We start from the raw sequence: 21,403 nt of genomic DNA on the forward strand, positions 1-21,403 counted from the left end.
CCGCCACGACGGCAGTAAACCGCTACCCCTATCAAGGCCAATGACCCCGATGCAGCAGACCTCGACAGCCAGCTCACCTCTTGCGGTGCGAAAAATCGCCTTAGTGGTTTCGCACGTGCTCTCTCCCATTATCCTGGCCACCGTGTTGCTGCTGGCAACCCCATGGCGGGATTCCTCCGTGCGCTGGACCGAGTCGATTGTTGCCGCCCTGTTCACCACGATTATTCCGTGGCTGATCCTGGCCGGGGCGAAACTGCGCGGCAAGGTCACCGATATGCACGTGACCGTCAGGCGTCAGCGGCATGGGATCTATGCCTATACCGCAGGATTGATCCTGTGCGGCCTGCTCGTGCTGCGGGTCATGGATGCCGGTTCCGGGATCTTCCTCGAAGTGCTCAGCATCCTGCTTGGATTGGCGCTTGTTGCCGTGATCAATTTGTGGTGGAAGGTCTCGGTGCACCTGGCTGTGGGCACCTACGTTGTTTTGCAGGTGGCGGAACAGCAGGCCGAGCTGATGCCGCTAGTGGTGTTCTTCCTTGCGGTGCTTTCCTGGGCCCGGATCCGCAGCTACCAGCACACCGCCACACAGGTGTGCGGCGGTGTAGCTGTGGGCATCGCCATCCATTACGCGCATCAGTGGATAGCAGCTTTGCTTCCCTAGGCGCTAGGCTCCGCGAGCTTGGCTGGATCCACCAATCCGGCGTACTGCCAGCCCGGGTTGCTGCTGGGCCTGCCTACCTGGCATCCGGCTTCCTCTGCAATCAGCGCGCCGGCAGCCCAGTCATACTCCTGGGTGCCATATTCGGCGTAGGCGTCCAAAGACCCCTCGGCCACCAGGCACAGGTCCAGCGCGGCCGAGCCGAGTCGGCGCACATTGACGTAGTCCTGGAGCATCTGCCCGAGCACTTGGGCTTGGAACTGGCGGCGCTGGGAATCATAGCCGAAGCCAGTTGCCAGGATCCTGGTCTCGGATTCGGCCGGCCCGGTGAGCTGTGTGAGCTTCCCGGATCGCAGATCAAGCTTCCATGCACCCAATCCCTTTCCGGCGAAGTATTCCACCTGCAATGCAGGGGCGACGATGGCCGCGGCTACCCAGGTCTCGCTGCCATCCTCATTGCGTTGGCAGACGCCCACCGAGGAGCAGTAATAGGCGATGTTGCGCACGAAGTTCGTGGTGCCGTCCAGCGGATCAATGCTCCAGCGCAAGCCGCTCGGGTTCGCAGGCTTGGCACTTGGATATTCCTCGCCGGTCAATTCGTCGTTGGGCCGGGAGGTCAGGATGGCCGCGCGAATTGCTTCCTCGGCGGCACGGTCGAAGTCGGTCACCCAGTCCCCGGCCGCCGACTTGTCGGTGAGGTTGAACTGCGATTCATCGCGGCGGCTGAGTACTTCGGCGCCGGCGGCGGCGGCCCGGCGGGCAACCATTACCAGCGGATCATGAGTCACTGCGCGGTCCATTTCTAGCCTTCCGTTGGTGCGGCGAGGGCTACCTCGCGCGCTGCGTCTGGGCCCTGTTCAAGCAGGACGCCGAATCCGGTTTCGTCCAGTACCGGAACACCCAGGGACTGGGCTTTGTCCAGCTTTGACCCTGCGGCTTCGCCGGCCACCAGGAAGTCCGTCTTCTTCGAAACGCTGCCGGTGGCCTTGCCGCCACGGACAATGATCGCTTCCTTGGCGGTATCGCGGGAATAGTGTTCCAAGGTACCGGTCACCACAATGGCCAAGCCTTCGAGGTTCTTGGTGATGTTCGCATCTTGCTCGTCTTCCATCTTCACCCCAGCGGCCTGCCAGGAGGAGACAATTTCACGGTGCCAATCCACTTTGAACCAGTCCACCAGCGCTTCGGCAATGATTGATCCGACGGAATCGATTTCGCTCAGTTCAGCCTCGGCGTTGCCCGAGTCAAGGACCTCGAGCAGGGCATCCATGGAACCGTAGCGGGTGGCAATGGCCCGCGAAGCGTTCGGGCCAACGTGGCGGATGGACAGTGCCACCAGCACGCGCCACAGCGGGTTGCCCTTGGCCTTTTCCAGCTCATCGAGCAGCTTCATGGTGCTCTTGGTTGGCTCAGACGGCTTCTTGGCGGTGGCCTTGGAGTAGAAGTACGGGACGAGCTCGAAAATGCCGGTGCCTTCCCCCTTGGAACGCTTTTCCCGCCATACCTTCACCTCGCCAAGCTCGTCGAGCATATCCTTGAGGTTGAACAGTTCGGCTTCGTTTTTCAGCGGGCCGGGGCCAGCAGGCAGAATGATGCCGCCCTGGGTGGCAGGGTCCTCGCCCGGACCGCTGGTCAGGGCCGCTGCTGCTTCGTAGCCCAGTGCCTCGATATCAAGGGCGCTGCGTCCGCCGAGGTAGGCCACGCGTTCGGTGAGCTGGGCCGGGCAGGATTCAGCGTTGAGGCAACGAATGTCCACATCGCCTTCCTTGGCCGGCGCCAGTGGCTGCCCGCAGGATGGGCATTCGACAGGCATGACGAAATCACGCAGGTCATCGTTGCCCTCACGCAGTGGCAGCACCGGGCCAACAATTTCAGGAATGACGTCTCCCGCCTTGCGCAGGATAATGGTGTCGCCAATCTTGACGTTCTTCGCCTTGACGACTTCCTGGTTGTGCAGGGTCGCGCGGGCAACGGTGGAGCCAGCGACGAGGACCGGTTCCATCACGCCGAAAGGCGTCACGCGGCCGGTGCGCCCCACCTGGACCTGGATGTCCAGCAGCTTGGTGTGCACTTCTTCTGGCGGGTACTTGTAGGCGACAGCCCAGCGTGGAACACGCGAGGTGTAGCCCAGCTGTTCCTGGGTGGCCAGGTCATCGACCTTGATGACGATGCCATCGATGTCATGGATCAAGTCGTGGCGCTTCTCGCCGTGCTCGGCAATGTAGTCCTTGGCTTCCTGGCGGCTGCCGACAACGCGGCCGTAGGGCGAAACCGGAAGACCCCAGTTGCGCATCAGCTCGTAAGCCTGGGACTGTTCAGCAAGGTTGAAATCGCGGCTGCGGCCCAGACCGTGCACGAACATGCGCAGCGGACGCTTGGCAGTCTGTTCCGGGTCCTTCTGGCGCAAGGACCCGGCGGCCGCGTTGCGCGGGTTGGCCAGGGGCGCCTTGCCCTGGGCAATCAACGCTTCGTTGAACTTGTTGAAGTCATCGGTGGCAATGAAAACTTCGCCGCGGACTTCGAATTCTTCGGGCCAGCCGGTGCCGGACAACTCCTGCGGGATGTCGCCGATGGTCAGCGCATTGTGGGTAACGTCTTCACCGGTGGTGCCGTCGCCGCGGGTAGCTGCACGCACCAGCTTGCCCTGGCGGTAGGTCAGGTTCAGTGCCAGGCCATCGATTTTGACTTCGCACAGCCACTTGACCGGGGTTTGCGGGTGCAGGCGTTCGGCATTGACCTGGGCACGTTCGAGCCACGCTTCGAGTTCATCAAGTGAGAAAACGTCTTCCAGCGAGTACATGCGGCTTGCGTGGGTGACCGATGCGAAGGCGGCGGAAACTTCGCCGCCGACTTCCTGCGTGGGCGAATCCTGTCCAGCCAGGATGGGATAGGTTGCCTCGAGCAGCTGGAGCTCATGGAACAACGCATCGTATTGCGCGTCGGAGACCAGAGGAGCATCGTTTTGGTAGTACGCCTCGCGGTGGGCACGGATCTGCTCGACCAGCTGTTCATAGCGGGACTTGTCAGCTTCTGGCGGAACGTTGGAGGCCTCAACTGGTGTTACGTCTTTTTCACTCACGTATTCAATTGTGCCCCACCGGCGGACAGTTTAGCTGGCTTGGAGCCCTAGTTCCCAGGTGCGTCAATTTGCGCGGACTCGGCTGCCAGCACATCAAGGACAATCACCGCGATGTTGTCCCGGCCGCCAGCTTCCAGTGCGGCCCCGGTGAGAATCCGGGCCGCTTCGGTGCGGTCCTTGTAGTTCACCAGCAAGGTCTGCAAGATGTCTTCGGTCAGTTCGCCCGAGAGCCCGTCGCTGCACAGCATGTAGCGGTCGCCGATGCGCGGCTGCAAGACGGTGAGATCCGGCTGGCTTTCGGCGCCGGCGCCAAGCGCACGGGTAATCAGATTCCGGTGCGGATGATTGCGGGCTTCCAACTCGGTGATCTGCCCGGCATCCACCATTTCCTGCACGGCCGAGTGGTCACGGGTCAGCTGCTGCAGGGCGCCATCACGCAGCCGGTATCCGCGCGAGTCCCCCACGTTGACCAGCAACAGGCTCGGGATTTCATCGGCGACTACCGGGATCGGCTCGGTAGCTGGAGCCAAACTGGCGCGGTGGTTCTCCAGCATTTGCGGAGTGATCTTGGAGATGACATCAGTGTTCTGCGTCATCGCGAAACTTGAGGTCCAGGGCGGCACCGCGGCCAGTGGAGCGGTCACATTGTCCCGGCCTTTGCCCGGGGTCTTGATCTGCACCAATGCGCACAAGGTAGTGCCGCCACGTGATTCAAGCGCTTCGCGAATGCGGTCATCAGCCAGTTGCACCTGGCGCTGGACATCCGGCACGGATGGCAGTTTCCGAACCGACGTCTTATTGGCGAAGGTGCAGATTTCCTGCATCGTTTCCACCGCAAGCTGGCTGGCCACCTCGCCAGCTTCGTGACCGCCCATGCCGTCGGCTACCGCATACACGATGTCGTGCATCAGGATGCGGTCCTGGTTTTGCGTTCGTTTCCGGCCCACGTCCGTCAGCCCTGCCGCGGCGAGGATGAACGGTAGCGGTGCTGGTTCTTTAGCCATTAGTCGATCACCAGTCCTGCTCCCTCGCCTGCGGAGAGCTCATAGGGTTGAATGTCTCCAAAGCCGCGCACCGCGGTGATTTCCTGGGCGGTGAGCACAAAGCGTGCGTCATTGCGCAGGGTGTTTGCGGTAATCGCGTCGGTCAGCACGGTGCCCGGTTCCGCCAGCGAGGTCAGCCGAGCCGCCATGTTCACCGTAGGACCATAGATATCGCCCAGGCGTGAGAGCAGCCGGCCCCAGACCACCGCGCCGCGGGTTTGCGGGAAGAGCTCGTCCTTGGCCAGCTCGCGCGACAGGGACAGCGCAATCTCGGCGCCGGCCTGCGGGGTTTCGGCCACGTAGAGCACTTCATCGCCAATGGTCTTGACCAGGCGGCCACCGCCCACGGAAATGACTTCGGCGCATTTGGCTTCGAAGCGCTGCACCAGCTGGGCCAGGGTGCGCTCGTTCATGCGGCGCGACAGCGAAGTGTAGGAGACCAGGTCGGCAAAGCCCACCGCACGGGCCAGCGGCAGCGGGGTGCCGCCATCTTCGTCGCCACGGTCTTGGTTGTAGGCAGCCACTCCGGTTTCCACCCGCAATGCCATGCGGTGCACGGCAGAGTTCAGCTGGCGGCGCCATGAGTAGAGCAGCAGGTCTTCAATCGCTGGAATGATTTCGGGCAGCAGGCCGAAAAGCTGGCGGCGCGCCTGGCGATCCGACATGTTCTGGTTGGCGATCATGTCCTCAACCAGTGCTTCGATCTGCCACACCACCATGCGGTCAGTCATCTGGCCAACCGAACGCATCAGGGAAATGGCGGTTTCTTCGGTCAGCTTGCCTTCGCGGACCATCCCCACCATGGTGCCCAGGGCTTCCTTGTCGGCCTGGGTGAAGAACACTTCATCATCGCTGAGTTCAGGGAAGCCGATGGCGCGCCAGAGCTTGCGCGCGGAGTGCAGGGAAACACCGGCCTCGGAAGCGACCTCGCGGCGACGGAATTCGCGTTGGCCGCCGATGAGCCGCCTTTCCAGCGAAGCGACGGTGTCGCGGACAGCGTCGGGGGTGTGGGCCGGAATGCGCAAGGGGCCTTCCATGGCCTGCGCAAGTTCGAAAATTGGATCCGACTCGGCCGGTGTGGCCACAGGGGGGTGCTGGCGGGCGCCGCGGACAGCCTCGGCGGCGGACTGCGGAGAGTCTGCTCGGGGTGTGTTGGTGTGCTCGGTGCTCATGCCCCCATGCCCTCACTGTTCGTCGTTTCGGTGTGCGCCGCATTCTGGTTGCTGCGCAGGTTCGCCATCGCCTCCATTGCCAGGGAACGGAAATACGGTACCGAGGGGACATGTGAGAGTCTCACGTATCCCTGGTTCAGCACGATATCCAAGGTTCCCGCACGCGTCATGGTGTTCTTCGCCTTGCTGTGCGCGACGAGGTCGCGAACTGTAAATAATCCTACAGATTGCAGCTTGCCATCGTTGTATGTGGGCCGGAACATGATCCGCTCGGTGGTCAAGACGATTTGGCTGCGTAGCCACCGGGCCCAGGGAATCACGCTCCAGATCAGCACCAGTGCGGCCCAGAGAACCACCGAAACGACCATCCACACATTCGCGTTGCCAGCTAGCCAGTCCGAGAGATCGTCCCGGGAGAGATAGCCCAACGAGAAGGTGCACACGGCAGTCAATACGAGGAAGGCTCCCACGGGCTGGCGCAGCACTCGCGAATGTTCACGAGTTTTGATAATCACTCGTTCCCTTTCATGCAGCGGCAACTTCATCGTGTTGTTCCTCGCCCCTCCTGTTCTCGACTCCGTGTTTCGGTCATCATCTCCAATAATAGTCCCGGGCCAAGACCCAAGTCTGGTTAGGCATACTTTCCGTCGGCGCGCCGTACGTGGTGCACGTCCCCTGCCATCACGTGCTTTCGCTGCCCGGTTCCATATTCCAGGACCAACGAGCCGTCTGCGCCCAACTCGACCGCGTGGCCAACCAGCGTGGATCCATCGGGGAATTCCACACGCACTTCATGTCCCAGTGTGGCCAGCTTGTCGCTGACGAGCTGGCGCAAAGATTTTCCATTACTTCCCGGCAACGGCATCTGCGCAAAGCCGCCGACCCGGCGGAAACCCTGATCCAGTGCTGCGAATTGCTTCAGGTACTCAGCCAGCAGTTCGGTGCGGTCCAAGTTCTGGGCGCCAGCCAAACGCAGGGACGTCGCGGTGGGCACCGGAAGCTCGTCCCGGTTCTGGTTCACGTTGATTCCGGTGCCAACCACTACCCCGTAGCCGTTGCCAGTTGGAACCATTTGCGCCAGTATGCCGCAGACTTTCTGCTCTCCGGCCAACAAATCGTTGGGCCATTTGATGCCCAAGGGAACGCCGCCGATATTCTCGGCGGCTCGGCTCCAGGCCAAGGCCGCAAGCATGGTGTACCAAGACAGGGATTCAGCAGGGAAGCTGGGACCCGGCACCGCCAAGACACTGACGGTCAGGGAGGATCCTGCCGGAGTTACCCATTCACGGCCCAAACGCCCTTTGCCTGCCTGCTGGTGCTCCGTGAAGTACACGCTGAGGTGGCCGGCATCCCCATTGCCAGCCAGTTGCGCCAACTCGGTATTGGTTGAACCGGAGGTTGGCTTGATATTAACCAGCCCCAATTCCAGCTGGGCGGTGAGCTCGGTGAAGAGCCGGGAATCGAGAACTGCGCGGTCGGTGCCATGCGGGTTTTCCATACCTCCAACCCTATGGCACCGGCCGATGATTACGCTTAGTCCTGCCTCGTCATCTGCCTAGAGGAAGATGTCTTCAACCAGCGGGACTTCGGGGTTCAAGGTGTACTTCTCCAGGTCCGTCTCCCCAGCCAGCGTCAGCACCTGTCCATCCGTGAAGAAGTTTCCGCTGACTCCGGCCGGCGGGCTGGCAAGAATGGCCATGGCGGCATCTGCCACGACCGAAGCATCGCGCGCTCCCTGAACCATTTCCTGTCCGCCCGGCAGGTTCCGGATGGCTGCGGTATCGATCAGGGTTTCGGGCCAGAGCGAGTTCACGCCGACGCCATCGTCCTTCAGCTCTTCGGCCAGGCCAAGGGTGGTCAGCGACATGCCGTATTTGGCCATGGTGTAGGCCAAATGCCGTCCAGCCCACTTCGGTTCCAGGTTCAATGGCGGGGAGAGGGTGAGTACATGGGCATGCTCGGAGGCGCGCAGGTACGGGAGCGCGGACTTGGAGAGCAGGAAGGTGCCGCGGACGTTGATGTCCTGCATCAGGTCGTAGCGCTTCATATCAAGCTGATCGGTCTTGGCCAGGTTGATGGCCGAGGCGTTGTTGACCACGATGTCGATGCCGCCGAACTTTGCCACGGCCTCTTCCACCGCGCGCTGCACATCGGCGTCCACGCGGACATCGCCAACTACGGCCAGGCCCTTGCCACCTGCTTCTTCGATCTGCGCAACGGCGGTATGGATGGTCCCTTCCAGTGCCGGATGCGGCGTATCGGTCTTGGACAGCAGGACCACGTTGGCCCCCTGCTTGGCTGCGGCCAGGGCGATAGCCAGGCCGATGCCGCGGCTACCGCCGCTCATCAGGATGGTGCGGTTTTCCAGGTTCCCGGGAACAGGTGCGATAAGAGTGCGCGATTCACTAGTCATGTGATATAGATTACGCGATGATCCCCCACTAAGCTACTGTTCAGTAACTTATTCTGGCGTGCCACGCACCAGATATCGGACCATTTTGTAAGATTCCTACAAACAAATGAGCTGTTTGCCCAGCTAGACTGGCTTAGTTGGCATTTTTCTTGTGCCATTCCTACACATTGAAGACAACTCGAGGGAGTCGAAGGCATGACGCAGGGCAGAACCGAGGCAGCCGAGTCAATCGACCTGTCCACCACCGCCGGAAAGCTTGCTGAGTTCCGCCGCCGCCAGAAGCTCTCTAAAGCGCCAAGTGGCGAAGCAGCGATTGAAAAGCAGCACTCCCGCGGCAAGCACACTGCCCGCGAACGCATTGAAATGCTCATGGACGAGGATTCCTTCGTTGAGTTCGACGCCCTCGCAGTCCACCGCTCCACCGCCTTCGGCATGGAGAAGAAGAAGCCATTAGGCGATGGCCTGGTCTCCGGCTACGGCACCGTCGATGGCCGCCTGGTGGCTGTCTACTCCCAGGACTTCACCGTCTACGGCGGCTCCCTGTCCCAGGTCAATGGCGAGAAAATCGTCAAGGTCCAGGAATTTGCGCTGCGCAACGGTTGCCCAGTTGTCGGCATCCTGGATGGCGGTGGTGCCCGCATCCAAGAAGGCGTCGCTTCCCTGGCCATGTTCGCCGATATCTTCCGCAACAATGTCCATGCCTCGGGCGTTGTCCCGCAGATCTCGCTGATCATGGGCCCATCGGCCGGTGGTGCAGCGTACTCCCCTGCACTGACCGACTACGTGATCATGGTCGACAAGACCAGCCACATGTTCATCACCGGTCCGGACGTCATCAAGACGGTTACCGGCGAGGAAATCGACATGGAAACCCTGGGCGGCGCCCGCCAGCACAACGCCAATACCGGTACCGCCACCTATCTTGCGTCCGATGAAGAAGACGCCGTGGAGTTCTGCAAGGAACTGCTGGACTTCCTCCCGTCGTCCAACCTCTCGGATCCGCTGATTGCCGAATTCGATGAAGAGCTGGATATCACTGCCGAGGACCTGGAGCTCGATACGCTCATCCCGGACTCCGCCAACCAGCCTTATGACATGCGCACGGTCATCGAGTCGGTTGTCGACGACGAGCATTTCTTTGAAATGCAGTCGCTGTACGCACCGAACGTGATGATTGGCTACGCCCGCATCGAAGGGCGCACCGTGGGCATCGTCGCCAACCAGCCAATGCAGTTCGCTGGCACCTTGGATATCGCCGCCTCGGAAAAAGCTGCCCGCTTCGTGCGCAACTGCGACGCCTTCAACATCCCGATCCTCACCTTCGTGGACGTGCCAGGCTTCCTGCCGGGCAAGGACCAGGAATTCCAGGGCATCATCCGCCGCGGTGCGAAGCTGCTCTACGCCTACGCCGAGGCCACGGTGCCGAAGCTGACCGTGATCACCCGCAAGGCCTACGGCGGAGCGTACATCGTGATGGGTTCGAAGAAGCTGGGCGCGGACCTGAACCTGGCTTGGCCTACCGCGCAAATCGGCGTGATGGGTGCCCAGGGCGCAGTGAACATCCTCTACCGCCGCGATCTGGCCGCAGTGGAAGCCGAAGGCGGAGACGTCGAGGCCCGCCGCAAGCAGATTATCGACGACTACGAGGCCGAACTGCTCAACCCCTACCAGGCGGCGGAGCTGGGTTACGTGGATGCGGTCATCGCCCCGAGCGAGACCCGCTTCCAGCTGGTTCGCGGCCTGCGCGCGCTGCGCGAGAAGCACGTTAGCCTGCCTCCGAAGAAGCATGGCAACATCCCGCTGTAAGCAGCAGTGCCTGCCCGCCTAGTACCAGCTAAAACCAATAAGGAGCACTCCCATGGAACAGAACGCTGCGTTGCCTGTTGCCCCGCAGATCCGCGTCACCAAGGGAAACCCCAGTGACGAGGAAGTGGCGGTAGTTACCGCGCTGCTCGCTGCCATGGGCAATACTCCGGCTCCTGCACCAGAAGCCGCAGAGCCCAAAAAGCGTGTAGCCCGGATCCGCAGGCGCCGGGCGCTGGCCCCGCGTTTGGGCTGGACTATTGGCCGGCGCTAAGGCCTGCTGAAAGCGATGGCCCGGAACGTTCCCTAGCGGAATTTTCCGGGCCATTGCTCTGTGCAGCGCCGCTGGCAACCTAGTCTTCGTCGGGAACTTCGAAGTCCAAGATGGCTAGGTCTGCACGAGTCACCAGATGCGAACTCACAGCGTGTTCCACCAGTCGCGCCCTGCGGTTGGTGGCCAATTTTCCAGGCCCCCCGCGCAGTCCGGCCACGCCGGCCTTGTCCAATTTGTCGCAGACGTTATCGAGTTTGCGATTGAACTTCGTAATTCCCCACCCCAGCCGGGCGGCGGCAACGGCACTTGTGGGAATTGAACTCAAGCCAGTGCCTTCACGGCGCAGCATCGGCTCAGCCAGGACAACGACCAAGGCCCGCTGGGCACTGGTCAGCAGCACCGGGCCAATGGTGGTCTCGCCCGAAGCGTCGTAGTCCATGTAGGCCTGCCGGAATGCCGGCTGCGCAACATGAATCGATAGCTCGTAGGTGGTGGGACCGGCGGTGAAAACCACGCCCACCCGGTTCAGCACCAGGGGCAGGCTCGATTCCGGCGAGAGCCAGGCCTGCAGTCCGCCGGTACGGTCAGCAATCGTCGCGGTCAGCCGGCTACCGACGTTATTAAGCCACCACAGCCCGCTTTGCTTGGTAATCGTCAAGAAGTGCCGGTGCAAGTAGGGATTGTCGTCGATGGCCAGATCGCCTTCTCGGCCGATGGTGAAGGGCTTGGCGTCTTGGACAGGATAATACTGTCCGCAGTACTCGATAGTTACTTCACTCATCTCTCTTGCCTACTTTCCTGAACCTGCGGCGGTGCAGAACCGTGCTCCATCCGAGATACGTCCATCATCGCGCACGAGCTTGACCTCGATACAGGTTTGTCCGCCTTTCCCGATCTCGGTAGTGGCGCTTGGGGACATCGTCTGCTTGTATTCTCCCGTTTCCGTGGCGGTAATTGGAGCCCACCGGTAATGGTCTGCCTTATTCGGTTCTGGGTTGGACCAACGGAAAGTTACAGTTTCTCCGACCGTGGAGTACGCAAAATTATCCACCTTCGGCACAGTGCCGCCAACCAATGCATCCTTGGGCCCGTCCGTCGCTGTAATAGGCGGGCCAGAACGCTGTGCAGCATTTTGGTCCGGCAAGTACATGTTGGCAATGACAGCGCCGCCAACCAGGAGAAATAGCACAAGGCCCACTGCGATGAAGACCTTCGGCAGGCCCTGGCGCGGCTTCGGTTCTGCCGGCGCGTCCACCGGCGTTCCTGATTCGCCTCGAGCTGCGCTCTGCTGGCCCGGAGCCGAAATGGAATCCTTCGGCATTTCCAGCCGCGGTATTGGAACTGACGGTCCTGCCTGCCGCAGCCGTTGCCCGGGAACGGAGGAAATCATCGGTGGGGTAGGCAGCGGACGCTGCGCATCGCTAATCGAAGTAACATTGCGAACGCGAGTGCTCTCGCCGTGATCTTCGTCAACCGCTTCTGCAGGTTCTTCAAGTACTTCAAAGGGCGTGACCGAGAAGCCCAGCTCGATCTGGATTCGTTGCATCGAGCGGGCCAGTTCGGCAGCCGAGCCGAATCGCGACGCCGGGTTCTTCGCCATGGCTACCGCCAGCGCCTGGCTCAATGATTCAGGAACATCAAGCCGTTCCAACGGCACCAACGGCGTATTGCAAATCCGCTCAATGAGTACTGCCTGCGAATTATCCTGTCCAGGACGGACGAATGGCGAATGCCCGGCCAAGATCGTATAGATCGTGGCACCGAGCGAGTACACATCCATGCGCACACCCGGAGGCATGCCATCGCCGAAGGCTTCCGGTGCGGACCATGGCACCGAAAGCCCAGCGGTGTGTGAACCGATAGTTCCCGAGATGCCGAAGTCGGTCAGCGCCGGCCTGTTGTAGTCGGTGGTCAGCACGTTTCCCGGCTTGATATCGCGATGCACAATGCCAGCAAGATGCGCAGTATGCACCGCTGAACACAACTGGATCGCCAGGGACAGCGTTTCATCAATGCTCAGGACGCCACGACGGTATCGGACGTCCAAAGAAGGCCGGGAACAATACTCCATGGCCAAATAGGAACGTCCGTCTTCGGTGATCTCCGCTTGGTAGATCGTGACAATATACGGATGGGTGGACAGCTGGGCCATCAAGTTGGCTTCCGCCTCGAATCGCTGGCGGGCTTCCTCATCGCTGACATCCGCCAGCAGCACCTTCACCGCCACCTTGCGGTTGGGCCGGTGCTGCTCGTACAGGTAGACATCGGAAAATCCGCCCGTGCCCAGCGGCTTGACGTAGGTGAATCCCGGGATCTGCGGTGCCGGAGCTGGCGCGCGCCGCAGGCTCACGGCAGATCCTCGAAGCGTATGCTCACGCCATCGCCCAGATCAGCAACATCGCCGTTGATCAGCATGATCTCCTGGTGCCGGGACAGGCGCCGGGGCCGCTGCCCTTCGCGCAGGAGCACGGTGCCATTAGTCGCACCCAGGTCAACCAGCTGCACATGCCATCCTTCCACTCGCACATGCAGGTGCGAGCGGGAGATGTCACCGCTTGGGCTTTCCACCTTCAGCAGGCGGGGTTCGGTGTCGGATTTGATGGCTGCTGCGCTTGGCTGGCGCCCCAGGATCACCGAGCGGTTCAGTTCATGGGCGTATTCGCGGGCGCCACCGTGATCGCTGACAATCATGCGCCCCATGGCCGGTTTGCGAACTTGCTGCGCTTGGCCGGTGAGGCGCTCGCCGCATTCCCGGCAGGTCGAGGCAGTTGGAGGGTTGGGATGCCGCTTGGAGCAAGAGCGGGCCAAGATGAATTCATTCAGCGACACCGAATTTTCGGTGCCGTCCTTGGCGTCCAAACCTGAAGCGGCGCTGGATTTCGGAACACTGGAGCCGCGGATGATCGTGTGCTCGTCGTCGGCTGGTTCAACCGGCCGCGCCGAAGAGGCAGGACTTCCCGGGCGCGGTTTGATAATCGTGTCCAGATCATCGCCCTGGCCGGTATCGTAGACGGTCTCTGCTGCACCTCTGGCGCCCAGCAGCTGTCCGCCCAGCGATAGTTCCTCCGAGTAGGCTTCCTGCTCGTATTGTGCTGGATCCTGAGTTTCTTCCGAGACTTCGGTCGGCGGCAGCGCATAACTCGTTGCCGTGCCATCTGTCTGCTCATCCCCGGCACCCTGTGCAGATACCTTGGCCGCGTCGGCTGCCTTGGCTGCTCGTGCCAACACAGCTGCGGGGCCCTTGGGATCTCCTGCTTCTTTGGACGGCGCGGCGGCGCCCGGGTCGGATGCCGGCTTGGCGGCAGTTGGCGCTGGTTCTTTCGCTGCCGCTGGGGCCTTTGCCTGCGCGGGCACCGCCGCAGGCTTGGCCGCGGTTGCTGCGGGGGTCTTTGCCTGCGCGGGCGCCGCCGCAGGCTTAGCCGCAGCTGGCACTGGTTCTTTCGCTGCCGCTGGGGCCTTTGCCTGCGCGGGCACCGCCGCAGGCTTGGCCGCGGTTGCTGCGGGGGTCTTTGCCTGCGCGGGCGCCGCCGCAGGCTTAGCCGCAGCTGGCACTGGTTCTTTCGCTGCCGCTGGAGCTTTTGCCGGAGCAGCCGCCGGCTTGGCAACAGCGGGGGCCGCCGCAGGCTTAGCCGCAGCTGGCGCTGGCTCTTTCGCTGCCGCTGGAGCTTTTGCCGGAGCAGCCGCCGGCTTGGCAACAGCGGGGGCCGCCGCAGGCTTAGCCGCCGTTGCTGCGGGGGCCTTTGCCTGCGCGGGCGCAGCAGCAGGCTTAGCCGCAGTTGGCGCTGGCGCCTTTGCCGGAGCCGCAGCAGGCTTGGCCGCAGCGGCGGCAGGCGCCATCACGCTTGGAGCTGCTTTGGCCGGAGCAGAAGGGGTGGCAGGTGATTTGGATGCGGCACCGGCGGGCGCACCAGCAGCGGCGTCCCCTTCGGTGCCCCACTCAAGGCTTGATACTCGAACAATGCCTTCGCTAATTGGCAGCGCGAACGCAGCTTCAGGATTCGCCGAACCGGTGCTCAAAGTCCATGACTTCGACTCGCCAAGTTTGCGTTCGGTCCAGGTCGCAATGCCGGCACCGCTGACCAGCTCGTCACCGGCAGCTGTCCGTGCGGTAAATTCTGGGGCTCCCCGCAAGACCAGATGCGGTGCCCTGTCCCGGGAAACCAAAGCGAAGTTCGGCAGCTCGGCAATGTTCATCTGGTAAAGCGGCAACAGCTCTGAGAGCAGTGCTTCCACCGTCGTCTTCCCAACGAGGTTGGACCACAAAACGTTGACCTGTTCGGCGCTGGCGCTGGCAGGAAGCAGGACGATGTGCTGGTTATTCACCAGGGCGTACCAGTCTCCGGGAATGTAACTCAGGCCGTTCATGATTTCTCCTCTTGGTGGCTCGTGGTCGATATGCGTGGGATTGTAATGCCAACATCATCGGGGTGCCCATACTGCACGTCGGCGACGATCACGCTGATATTATCGCGTCCTCCGGCGTCGATGGCCGCTTGGACCAGTTCCTCGGACGCCTGCTGCGGATCCGGGAAACGCGTGAGGATCTCCTGGATTGCGGCGTCGCCGACTTCGCTGCTCAGCCCATCTGAGCAGACCAGAATGCGTTCGTGCCCTGCTAGTGGCACCAGCCAGTAATCGGGTTGGCTGTTGGCGTTGATCCCCAATGCGCGGGTGATGACGTGCCGGCGCGGATGGGTGGCCGCTTGCGCGGCGTCCAGCTGGCCGATATCCATCAGCTCCTGCACTTCGGAGTGATCGATGCTGACCTGTTGCAGCAATCCTTGGGCCCACAGGTAGGTGCGCGAGTCGCCCACATTGAACACCAGCAGTTCGGGTTGTTCTTCCTGCCCGCTGGAGGTCCTTGCATCAATCAGCACGGCCCCAGTGAGTGTGGTTCCGGCTCGGCCGGAGCCTGCCTCCACAATGCTGCGGTCAGCTTCAAGCAGCAGCGCGTCCAGGGTTTCCGGATCGAGATTGGTGCCGGCGTCTTGGAATCCTGCACCCAGGATCTTGAGGCACAGGGCGCTAGCTATTTCACCTGCCTCATGCCCGCCCATGCCATCGGCAATGGCCAGCAACCGTTCCGAGGCCAGCAAGCTGTCCTCGTTCAGGGCGCGGCGCAGTCCACGGTCAGTTGCCTGGCCGTGGCTGAATCTGAGGCTGGCTGCCGGGCTAGTATCTGTCATGGACGTTCCACCTGGAAGTAGCGGTCACCGAAGTACACCGTATGGCCAATCATTGCCTGTTCCGGCTTGCCCGGGACAAGTTCGCGCACGTTTCCATCTTCATCGACAATGGATGAGCCGTTGCCCGAATCCCGGTCCGTAACCCAGACACTGCCTACTCCCGGCTCGATCAGCAGATGCGTTTTGGAGACGGTGCGTTCCGGATCATCCACCGCGGCCAGGTGAACACCTGCATCGCCCTCTGCGTAGGAAGGGTTGCGTCCGATCAAGATGCTGCCAGCAAGGTCAAGGCACCGGCTATCGTCAAAGAGCAGATGCAAGGCATCAGGCGATTGCGAACGAATCTGCGTGTGACCGAGATCTGCATCCGGGTCACCACCGGACTTGGACGAAGGGACTTCAACGATCTTCGCCTCCGGCTTAGGCTGCGAGGCAGGACGGGGACGAGCTGCTTTCTGCGCCTCAGGCGCATTGGCGCGCACGGCGCCTGGCACCGAATCGATGACTCCCGAGGACTTGCCGGGCTCTTCTTCTGGTTCGCCCACGAAGCGACGGCCCGGAGCATACTGCTGCCCAGGCGCGAAAGACCCCGGTCCCCCGGTACCACCGGTAGTCAGCGGATCCCGTCCAGCCTTGATATCCAGTACCAGCGTCCCGGCCGCCTTATCGTGCCATCCCTGCTTCTTGCCGTTCGCGTCGAATTGGTTGGAGATCACCATCAGCACCGGTCCCAGGATCGGAACGATACCCGCGACGGCTATCAGCAAACGGCGAATAATGGTTTTACCCCAGCCCGGGCACTCGCCTGACACAGTAGCGGTGCGTAACCCGAGGAGCACATTGCCAAGACTCTTGCCTGCAGCAGCTTCCCACCACCACAAGAACACCGTGTAGGCCAGAGCCAGGACGCCGTACAGGATGTACGTTCCGGCGATCTCGCCCATGATCTGCGGCGCATCCAGCGAGTTCACCATCCTGGATCCGATCATCGGCAGGAAAATAGCCGAGAGGACCAGTACTGGCAGGAAGTCGACGAGCCACGAAAGCAGCCGCTGCGCAGTTCGGGCATCTACCAGGTCCATTTTTACCGCCATGGCTTGCTCCTGTTTTTCCGTTGCAATGTTCGTGCCGTGGTGACCGTTTTAGCCGCCAACTCGTGTATCAGAGAGCGTGGAGAGTATTTCACCCGCATCTTGCCGAAGAAGCCCAGCGGCTCTTGCATCTTCTGGGTCTGCGCAATGACATCCTCCCAGTACTTCCGCACTTGCTCTTCGGTCGGTTCTTCATGCGCGAAGTTCGCCGCATCCGCACGCTGCGCCAGCGACTGCACCGGGCTGGACAGCGCCGGGAAACCGTCGGCCAGCACGCCGGCACTTTCCCGCCGGGTCGCACCGCTGGCAGTCGCGATTCGGTGGTCAGTGGCATGGCTGAGCAATTCCTGCCAGCCACCGCTCACGCGGTCACCGGCGCTGCCGGTTTGAGAACGCTTCTGCCTGCGGCGCAGCTTCAGCAAGGCAACCAGCAGCAGCGGCGAGAGCACAAGCAGCACCGAACCCAGCGAAATGCCGGCGACAATGATGACCTGGCCCCAGCGTTCCCAGAAGGTTTTCGGTTCCTCTTCGACTTCCTGCGGCTCCGGTGCAGTTTGCGGAGGCAAATCCGCTTCTTCCTGCGCCGGTGGTGGCGGTTGCAGCACCTGCGGCTGCGGCACAGCCTTGGGTTCCTGTTCCGGAGGAGTGGGCTGCTCGTCTTCATTCGGCGTCGGGTTGAAAGCAACCCAGCCTATTTCCTCGAAAGCGATCTCCACCCAGGCATGAACATCGGACCCCTTGATTTCAACGGCCTTCCCCGGCGCGTATTCCTCCGGGTAGAAACCCATGACTACGCGCGCAGGGATCCCTTGCTCGCGGGCCATCAGCGCCATCGCGACAGCATACTGCTCGTCATCGCCGATCATCTGCTCGGCATCGAGCAGGCTGGTGATACGTCCCGCTCCGTGCCCGGAGAGCGAGGGAACCTGGCCCTCGGTGCCGTTGGAGAAGAATCCGGTTCCGGAAAGCATGGCTTCAATGCTCCGCACGCGCTGCAGGTCGCCGCGTGCCGTACCGGTGAATTCGGCGGCCTTGGCTCCCGCCGTGGCTGGCACATTGGCCAGCTCTGGCATGCGGAACTGCGCCAAATCCAGTTCATTGAGCTGGTCATCGCTCGGCTTGGCGGGGAAGAGCACCTTAGCCGTGTAGGCATCGCCCTTCTCCAGGCCAATGGAGCTCAGCGCGCTTTCAGAGGTATCGCTGTAGAACAGGGAACGGGCCAGTTCATCTTCACGACCGCCGGCCAGATCCAAGCCCATGAGCTTGCCTCCGGAAGGAACCCACACCCCTTCATAGTCCTGGATCGAGATTTCAAGTTCAGCCGCTTCGCGGCCTTCCAGCGTCTGGGCAGAACGAATATCGCTGGCATCACCCACGGGGGCAAAACTGCCACCAGCGGAAGGATCCACGTTGATGACCATGCCGTTGTAGGAATCCAATGCGGCCAAGCGGATGCGCTCGTCCTTTGGCAAGCCCTTGACGGTCAGCAGGGTGTCGTCAGCCATTGTCTTCACATATTTGCGGAAACTCGTCAGCGGGCTTGGATAATCGTAGAGATCCACCGGTGGTTCCAACGCATCGCGCAACACCTGGCGCGGGGTTTCGGGGGCCAGCAGCGGAGTGGCCGCGGCGGTCGCTACGCCGGCTCCGGCCAGCACCAGGGCTCCGGCGATGATGCGGCGCAGCAACATCTGCTGGCCGCCATGGGAGTCAAGCTGCTCGTGGTTCACCGAGCTGAATCCGCCGGAAATGCGCGTGTCCATGAAGCGCCGCCAGGCAAGCCAACCGACCAATACCGCAATCAAGGCGACGCCACGGGCGATCGGCATCGGCACGTCGCGGGTGCCGAAAACAATACCCAGCACGAACATCGCCAGCAACGGCAGCAAGGTCCAATACGGCGAGCGCAAATGCCAGGCCGCCAATCCGGCCAGCAGTGCGGTGAGCAGCGCGGAAAGGAAGGCCACGATCAGTACGCCGCCGTAGGAGCCTACCGGTGGCGCCACGGTGAGCATGTCTTTCCAGCTGAAGACCAGGCCGGTCAGCAAGGTGCGCAGGGATTGCCCGGTGGGCAAGATTCCGAAGGCAGCCTCGCGTGGAGTCGCCAACGGCGTGCCCAGCACGAGGTACAGCAGTGCGAACAGGGCCATGGTCCGCCACGTGCCCAGCTTGAAGTGCACATTGGCCCAGGCCAAAGCAAGACCGGCAACAATTCCGCCCACGGCAGCCAGGATGAAGTTCAAGCTCGCGCCGTAGGCGTCCAGGAGACCCAGGGCACCAAGGACCAGGGCCAATCCCAGACAGATCGCGTCAACGCCGAAGCGCCAGAGGGGCAAAGACTGTTTCATGCCACGGCCTTTCGCAGCATCAAGCCGAGTTCTTCCAGCTTGCCCAGGCTCAGTACCGTCAGCTCGCCAATGTTCGAGCGCGTCGGCTCCATGCCGGTCTCGCACCTGATAGCGATGGCGCGCACTCCGGCAGGCACATGCATCCAGGCTTCGCGCAGCGACTTGGCGCTGGTTCTGGTGCCGGTGAGGAAGAAAAGCACCGACGCTCCGGGCACGGTATCGGCGGTGTGGCGAACCACCTGCACCAGGTTCTCGCGCTGGCCAGCGGCTGCTTCGATGCGGGTCAGCGAGTCCATCATCATGCGGCCGCTGTCGGTGCGCACCGGACCTTGCTGGGTCACGATGGCCAGCTTGCGCTGTTCCGCCACTGCCTGCTGCCCGATGGAGGCAGCGACCGAAATAGCCAGTTCGAAATCTTCCTCTGCGTGCGCCTCGCAGTATTCGTCCAGATTGGTGCTCAGGCTCAGTGCCAGGTGCGAACGCCGGGTCTCTTCGAACTGTCGGACCATCAATTCACCGGTACGCGCCGTTGACTTCCAGTGGATATGGCGGCGGTCGTCTCCTGCCTGGTATTCGCGCAGGGCGTGGAAGGACACATCGGAGTTCGAGAGATCCGAAGTGGGCATGCCTTCGAGGTCGCGGATGAAACCAGCAGAGGAGCCATCGAGCGCGGTGGTGCGCGGATGGATGAACAGCTCGTAGCGGTCGGTCCATTTCACCTGCCGGCGCAGAATGGCGAAGGGGTCCTGGCGGACCGAGCGGACCGGCCCCACCTCCAGCACCTGGCGGCGCTGGGTCGGGATGGTGAACAGGTCTTCGTGCGTTCCTTGCGGCTCCAGGCGCGGGATCCGGAACTGGGCGGCACCATGGCCTACCGGAAGTTCCATCATCACCGGCGCTGCGCTGCGCGAGGCCTGGTTGGCCACCTGCAGGGCGCCAACGGCGCGGTCCCCCACAGCGACACGGGTGCGGTGCAGGTCCAGGTCCACGCTGAAATCATTGCGGCCCAGGATGAATCCCACGGAAGCCAGCAGCAGCAAGGTGGCCATGAAGGCGCCGAGCAGGGCCTCCTGCCAGCCGAAACTGGCGCCCAGGATCCACAGGAGAATCGCTGTACCCAGCAGCACGAAGCCCAGCGGCGAAATGACCGTGGTGACCGGTGCGAGGAAACGGGTGCTGAATTCCTTGACCCGCGCTGTTGCAGGGCGCAGGTATTCGCGCAGCACCTGCATTGCTTCGCTGGCCATGGTCAGCGACATTTCGGCCCTGCGATTCAGCCTGGTGCTCCGTGCAGAACGCTTAGCTCGTCTGCTCATTAATGCTCGTCCTGGTCCTTGCCGGCGGCCGGAGCGGAGTCTTCATTGCCACGGCGGGTTGGGGCCGGGACCTTGCGCAGCACCGAGGTGATGACCTGGGCGGAGGTGGTGCCGGTGAATTCCGCTTCCGGGTCCAGCACCAGGCGATGGGTGAAGATATAGGGCGCCAATTCCTTGATGTCATCCGGCAGCACGTACTTCCGTCCCTGGCTGGCAGCCCACACCTTGGCCGCGCGCACCATCGCCAGGGCTCCGCGGACCGAAACTCCCAAACGGGTTTCCGGAACTTCGCGGGTCGCTTCGCACAGCGCCGCGACGTACTCCAGCACGGCGGTGTCCACATGCACGGTGGTTGCCAGCTCGGCCATTTCCACCACTGCTTCGGTAGTGATGATGGCGCTCAGCGCGGTCGAGCGGTCACGCTGGGTGCTGCCCGAAAGCAGCGCCACGGTGGCTTCCCGGTCCGGATACCCGATGGAGGTCTTGATCAGGAAACGGTCCAGCTGGGCTTCGGGCAGCCGGTAGGTACCGGCCTGCTCGATCGGGTTCTGGGTGGCAATCACCATGAACGGGCGAGCCTGCGGGTAGGTGGTGCCATCGACGGTGACCCGCCCTTCTTCCATGACTTCCAGCAACGCCGACTGGGTCTTTGGAGACGCGCGGTTGATCTCATCGGCCAGCACGAGGTTGGCGAAGATCGGTCCATGGTGGAAGTCGAACTGCCCGCTGCGCTGGTCGTAGATGGTGATGCCGGTGACGTCCGAGGGCAACAGGTCCGGGGTGAATTGGATGCGAGAGTTGCTGCCCCGCACCGTGGCGGCCAGCGAGCGGGCCAGCATGGTCTTGCCGGTGCCCGGTGCGTCTTCGAGCAGCACGTGCCCTTCGGTGAGCATGGCAGTTAGCACCAGCTTGATGGCCTGGTCCTTGCCCAGCACGGACAGTCCGACATTGGACACCAATTTGGCGAAGGTATCGCAGAACCAGTTGGCCTGCTCGATGCTCATGGTCATGGCAGTGTTT

18 protein-coding genes are annotated in these 21,403 nt (G+C 62.3%); 3 read left to right on the plus strand and 15 right to left on the minus strand.

Annotated features, from left to right (window positions below):
* Positions 1–115: 115 nt before the first annotated feature.
* Complete coding sequence (locus ACP3TE_RS03000; RefSeq protein ID WP_426735230.1) at positions 116–661, plus strand: hypothetical protein; 546 nt, start codon at positions 116–118, stop codon at positions 659–661.
* Here the strand turns inward: ACP3TE_RS03000 and ACP3TE_RS03005 are convergent.
* From ACP3TE_RS03005 to ACP3TE_RS03035, 7 genes are all read right to left on the minus strand, one after another.
* Positions 658–1,458: an inositol monophosphatase family protein gene (locus ACP3TE_RS03005; RefSeq protein WP_426735232.1), complete on the minus strand. Its 801-nt coding sequence runs from the start codon at positions 1,456–1,458 to the stop codon at positions 658–660. The genes ACP3TE_RS03000 and ACP3TE_RS03005 overlap by 4 nt on opposite strands.
* Before the next feature lie 2 nt (positions 1,459–1,460).
* Positions 1,461–3,737: an NAD-dependent DNA ligase LigA gene (ligA, locus tag ACP3TE_RS03010; protein ID WP_426735234.1), complete on the minus strand. Its 2,277-nt coding sequence runs from the start codon at positions 3,735–3,737 to the stop codon at positions 1,461–1,463.
* 47 nt (positions 3,738–3,784) lie between these two features.
* Positions 3,785–4,741 (minus strand): PP2C family protein-serine/threonine phosphatase, encoded by a 957-nt coding sequence (locus ACP3TE_RS03015; RefSeq protein WP_426735236.1) that lies wholly within the window; start codon positions 4,739–4,741, stop codon positions 3,785–3,787.
* The gene (locus ACP3TE_RS03020) at positions 4,741–5,952 is read right to left on the minus strand and encodes an adenylate/guanylate cyclase domain-containing protein (RefSeq protein WP_105657141.1); all 1,212 of its coding nucleotides are present in this window, start codon (positions 5,950–5,952) and stop codon (positions 4,741–4,743) included. Before ACP3TE_RS03020 ends, ACP3TE_RS03015 begins: the two co-directional genes overlap by 1 nt.
* Positions 5,949–6,497 (minus strand): hypothetical protein, encoded by a 549-nt coding sequence (locus ACP3TE_RS03025; protein WP_133833027.1) that lies wholly within the window; start codon positions 6,495–6,497, stop codon positions 5,949–5,951. The genes ACP3TE_RS03020 and ACP3TE_RS03025 overlap by 4 nt, the downstream gene beginning before the upstream one ends.
* An 86-nt stretch (positions 6,498–6,583) precedes the next feature.
* Complete coding sequence (locus ACP3TE_RS03030; protein ID WP_426735239.1) at positions 6,584–7,450, minus strand: biotin--[acetyl-CoA-carboxylase] ligase; 867 nt, start codon at positions 7,448–7,450, stop codon at positions 6,584–6,586.
* Between the two features lie 57 nt (positions 7,451–7,507).
* Positions 7,508–8,365, minus strand: coding sequence for an NAD(P)-dependent oxidoreductase (locus ACP3TE_RS03035; RefSeq protein ID WP_332498393.1), 858 nt, complete (start codon positions 8,363–8,365; stop codon positions 7,508–7,510).
* Between the two features lie 195 nt (positions 8,366–8,560).
* Between ACP3TE_RS03035 and ACP3TE_RS03040 the strand changes: the two genes are divergently transcribed.
* Both ACP3TE_RS03040 and ACP3TE_RS03045 read left to right on the plus strand, forming a co-directional pair.
* On the plus strand, positions 8,561–10,171 hold the full coding sequence (locus ACP3TE_RS03040) for an acyl-CoA carboxylase subunit beta (RefSeq protein WP_105657137.1): 1,611 nt from the start codon (positions 8,561–8,563) through the stop codon (positions 10,169–10,171).
* Between the two features lie 52 nt (positions 10,172–10,223).
* Positions 10,224–10,442 (plus strand): acyl-CoA carboxylase subunit epsilon, encoded by a 219-nt coding sequence (locus ACP3TE_RS03045; protein WP_105657136.1) that lies wholly within the window; start codon positions 10,224–10,226, stop codon positions 10,440–10,442.
* A 79-nt stretch (positions 10,443–10,521) separates the two neighbouring features.
* Here the strand turns inward: ACP3TE_RS03045 and ACP3TE_RS03050 are convergent, their stop codons facing one another.
* From ACP3TE_RS03050 to ACP3TE_RS03085, 8 genes are read right to left on the minus strand one after another with little or no spacing between them, the layout of a single operon-like run.
* Positions 10,522–11,223, minus strand: a complete 702-nt coding sequence (locus ACP3TE_RS03050) for a hypothetical protein (RefSeq protein WP_105657135.1) — start codon at positions 11,221–11,223, stop codon at positions 10,522–10,524.
* A 9-nt stretch (positions 11,224–11,232) separates the two neighbouring features.
* Positions 11,233–12,792, minus strand: a complete 1,560-nt coding sequence (locus ACP3TE_RS03055) for a serine/threonine-protein kinase (protein WP_105657134.1) — start codon at positions 12,790–12,792, stop codon at positions 11,233–11,235.
* The gene (locus tag ACP3TE_RS03060; protein ID WP_426735243.1) at positions 12,789–14,807 is read right to left on the minus strand and encodes an FHA domain-containing protein; all 2,019 of its coding nucleotides are present in this window, start codon (positions 14,805–14,807) and stop codon (positions 12,789–12,791) included. Before ACP3TE_RS03060 ends, ACP3TE_RS03055 begins: the two co-directional genes overlap by 4 nt.
* Positions 14,804–15,628 carry a PP2C family protein-serine/threonine phosphatase gene (locus ACP3TE_RS03065; RefSeq protein ID WP_105657132.1) on the minus strand — a complete coding sequence of 275 codons (825 nt, stop codon included), beginning with the start codon at positions 15,626–15,628 and terminating at the stop codon, positions 14,804–14,806. Before ACP3TE_RS03065 ends, ACP3TE_RS03060 begins: the two co-directional genes overlap by 4 nt.
* Positions 15,625–16,722 carry an RDD family protein gene (locus ACP3TE_RS03070; RefSeq protein ID WP_426735245.1) on the minus strand — a complete coding sequence of 366 codons (1,098 nt, stop codon included), beginning with the start codon at positions 16,720–16,722 and terminating at the stop codon, positions 15,625–15,627. Before ACP3TE_RS03070 ends, ACP3TE_RS03065 begins: the two co-directional genes overlap by 4 nt.
* Complete coding sequence (locus ACP3TE_RS03075) at positions 16,713–19,067, minus strand: transglutaminase domain-containing protein (protein WP_332594788.1); 2,355 nt, start codon at positions 19,065–19,067, stop codon at positions 16,713–16,715. Before ACP3TE_RS03075 ends, ACP3TE_RS03070 begins: the two co-directional genes overlap by 10 nt.
* Positions 19,064–20,383, minus strand: a complete 1,320-nt coding sequence (locus tag ACP3TE_RS03080) for a DUF58 domain-containing protein (protein WP_426735246.1) — start codon at positions 20,381–20,383, stop codon at positions 19,064–19,066. Before ACP3TE_RS03080 ends, ACP3TE_RS03075 begins: the two co-directional genes overlap by 4 nt.
* A complete protein-coding gene (locus ACP3TE_RS03085; protein WP_426735248.1) occupies positions 20,383–21,393 on the minus strand; it encodes an AAA family ATPase in 1,011 nt (336 codons plus the stop codon). The genes ACP3TE_RS03080 and ACP3TE_RS03085 overlap by 1 nt, the downstream gene beginning before the upstream one ends.
* Between the last annotated feature and the right edge of the window lie 10 nt (positions 21,394–21,403).

It is taken from the genome of Glutamicibacter sp. 2E12 (assembly GCF_050030965.1).
Taxonomy (GTDB): domain Bacteria; phylum Actinomycetota; class Actinomycetes; order Actinomycetales; family Micrococcaceae; genus Glutamicibacter.

Coding starts and splice junctions, on each gene's coding strand:
- ACP3TE_RS03005 (WP_426735232.1), bottom strand. CDS start 1,458: ATGGACCGCGCAGTGACTCATGATCCGCTGGTAATGGTTGCCCGCCGG.
- ACP3TE_RS03015 (WP_426735236.1), bottom strand. CDS start 4,741: ATGGCTAAAGAACCAGCACCGCTACCGTTCATCCTCGCCGCGGCAGGG.
- ACP3TE_RS03020 (WP_105657141.1), bottom strand. CDS start 5,952: ATGAGCACCGAGCACACCAACACACCCCGAGCAGACTCTCCGCAGTCC.
- ACP3TE_RS03025 (WP_133833027.1), bottom strand. CDS start 6,497: ATGAAGTTGCCGCTGCATGAAAGGGAACGAGTGATTATCAAAACTCGT.
- ACP3TE_RS03030 (WP_426735239.1), bottom strand. CDS start 7,450: ATGGAAAACCCGCATGGCACCGACCGCGCAGTTCTCGATTCCCGGCTC.
- ACP3TE_RS03035 (WP_332498393.1), bottom strand. CDS start 8,365: ATGACTAGTGAATCGCGCACTCTTATCGCACCTGTTCCCGGGAACCTG.
- ACP3TE_RS03040 (WP_105657137.1), top strand. CDS start 8,561: ATGACGCAGGGCAGAACCGAGGCAGCCGAGTCAATCGACCTGTCCACC.
- ACP3TE_RS03045 (WP_105657136.1), top strand. CDS start 10,224: ATGGAACAGAACGCTGCGTTGCCTGTTGCCCCGCAGATCCGCGTCACC.
- ACP3TE_RS03050 (WP_105657135.1), bottom strand. CDS start 11,223: ATGAGTGAAGTAACTATCGAGTACTGCGGACAGTATTATCCTGTCCAA.
- ACP3TE_RS03060 (WP_426735243.1), bottom strand. CDS start 14,807: ATGAACGGCCTGAGTTACATTCCCGGAGACTGGTACGCCCTGGTGAAT.
- ACP3TE_RS03065 (WP_105657132.1), bottom strand. CDS start 15,628: ATGACAGATACTAGCCCGGCAGCCAGCCTCAGATTCAGCCACGGCCAG.
- ACP3TE_RS03070 (WP_426735245.1), bottom strand. CDS start 16,722: ATGGCGGTAAAAATGGACCTGGTAGATGCCCGAACTGCGCAGCGGCTG.
- ACP3TE_RS03075 (WP_332594788.1), bottom strand. CDS start 19,067: ATGAAACAGTCTTTGCCCCTCTGGCGCTTCGGCGTTGACGCGATCTGT.
- ACP3TE_RS03080 (WP_426735246.1), bottom strand. CDS start 20,383: ATGAGCAGACGAGCTAAGCGTTCTGCACGGAGCACCAGGCTGAATCGC.
- ACP3TE_RS03085 (WP_426735248.1), bottom strand. CDS start 21,393: ATGACCATGAGCATCGAGCAGGCCAACTGGTTCTGCGATACCTTCGCC.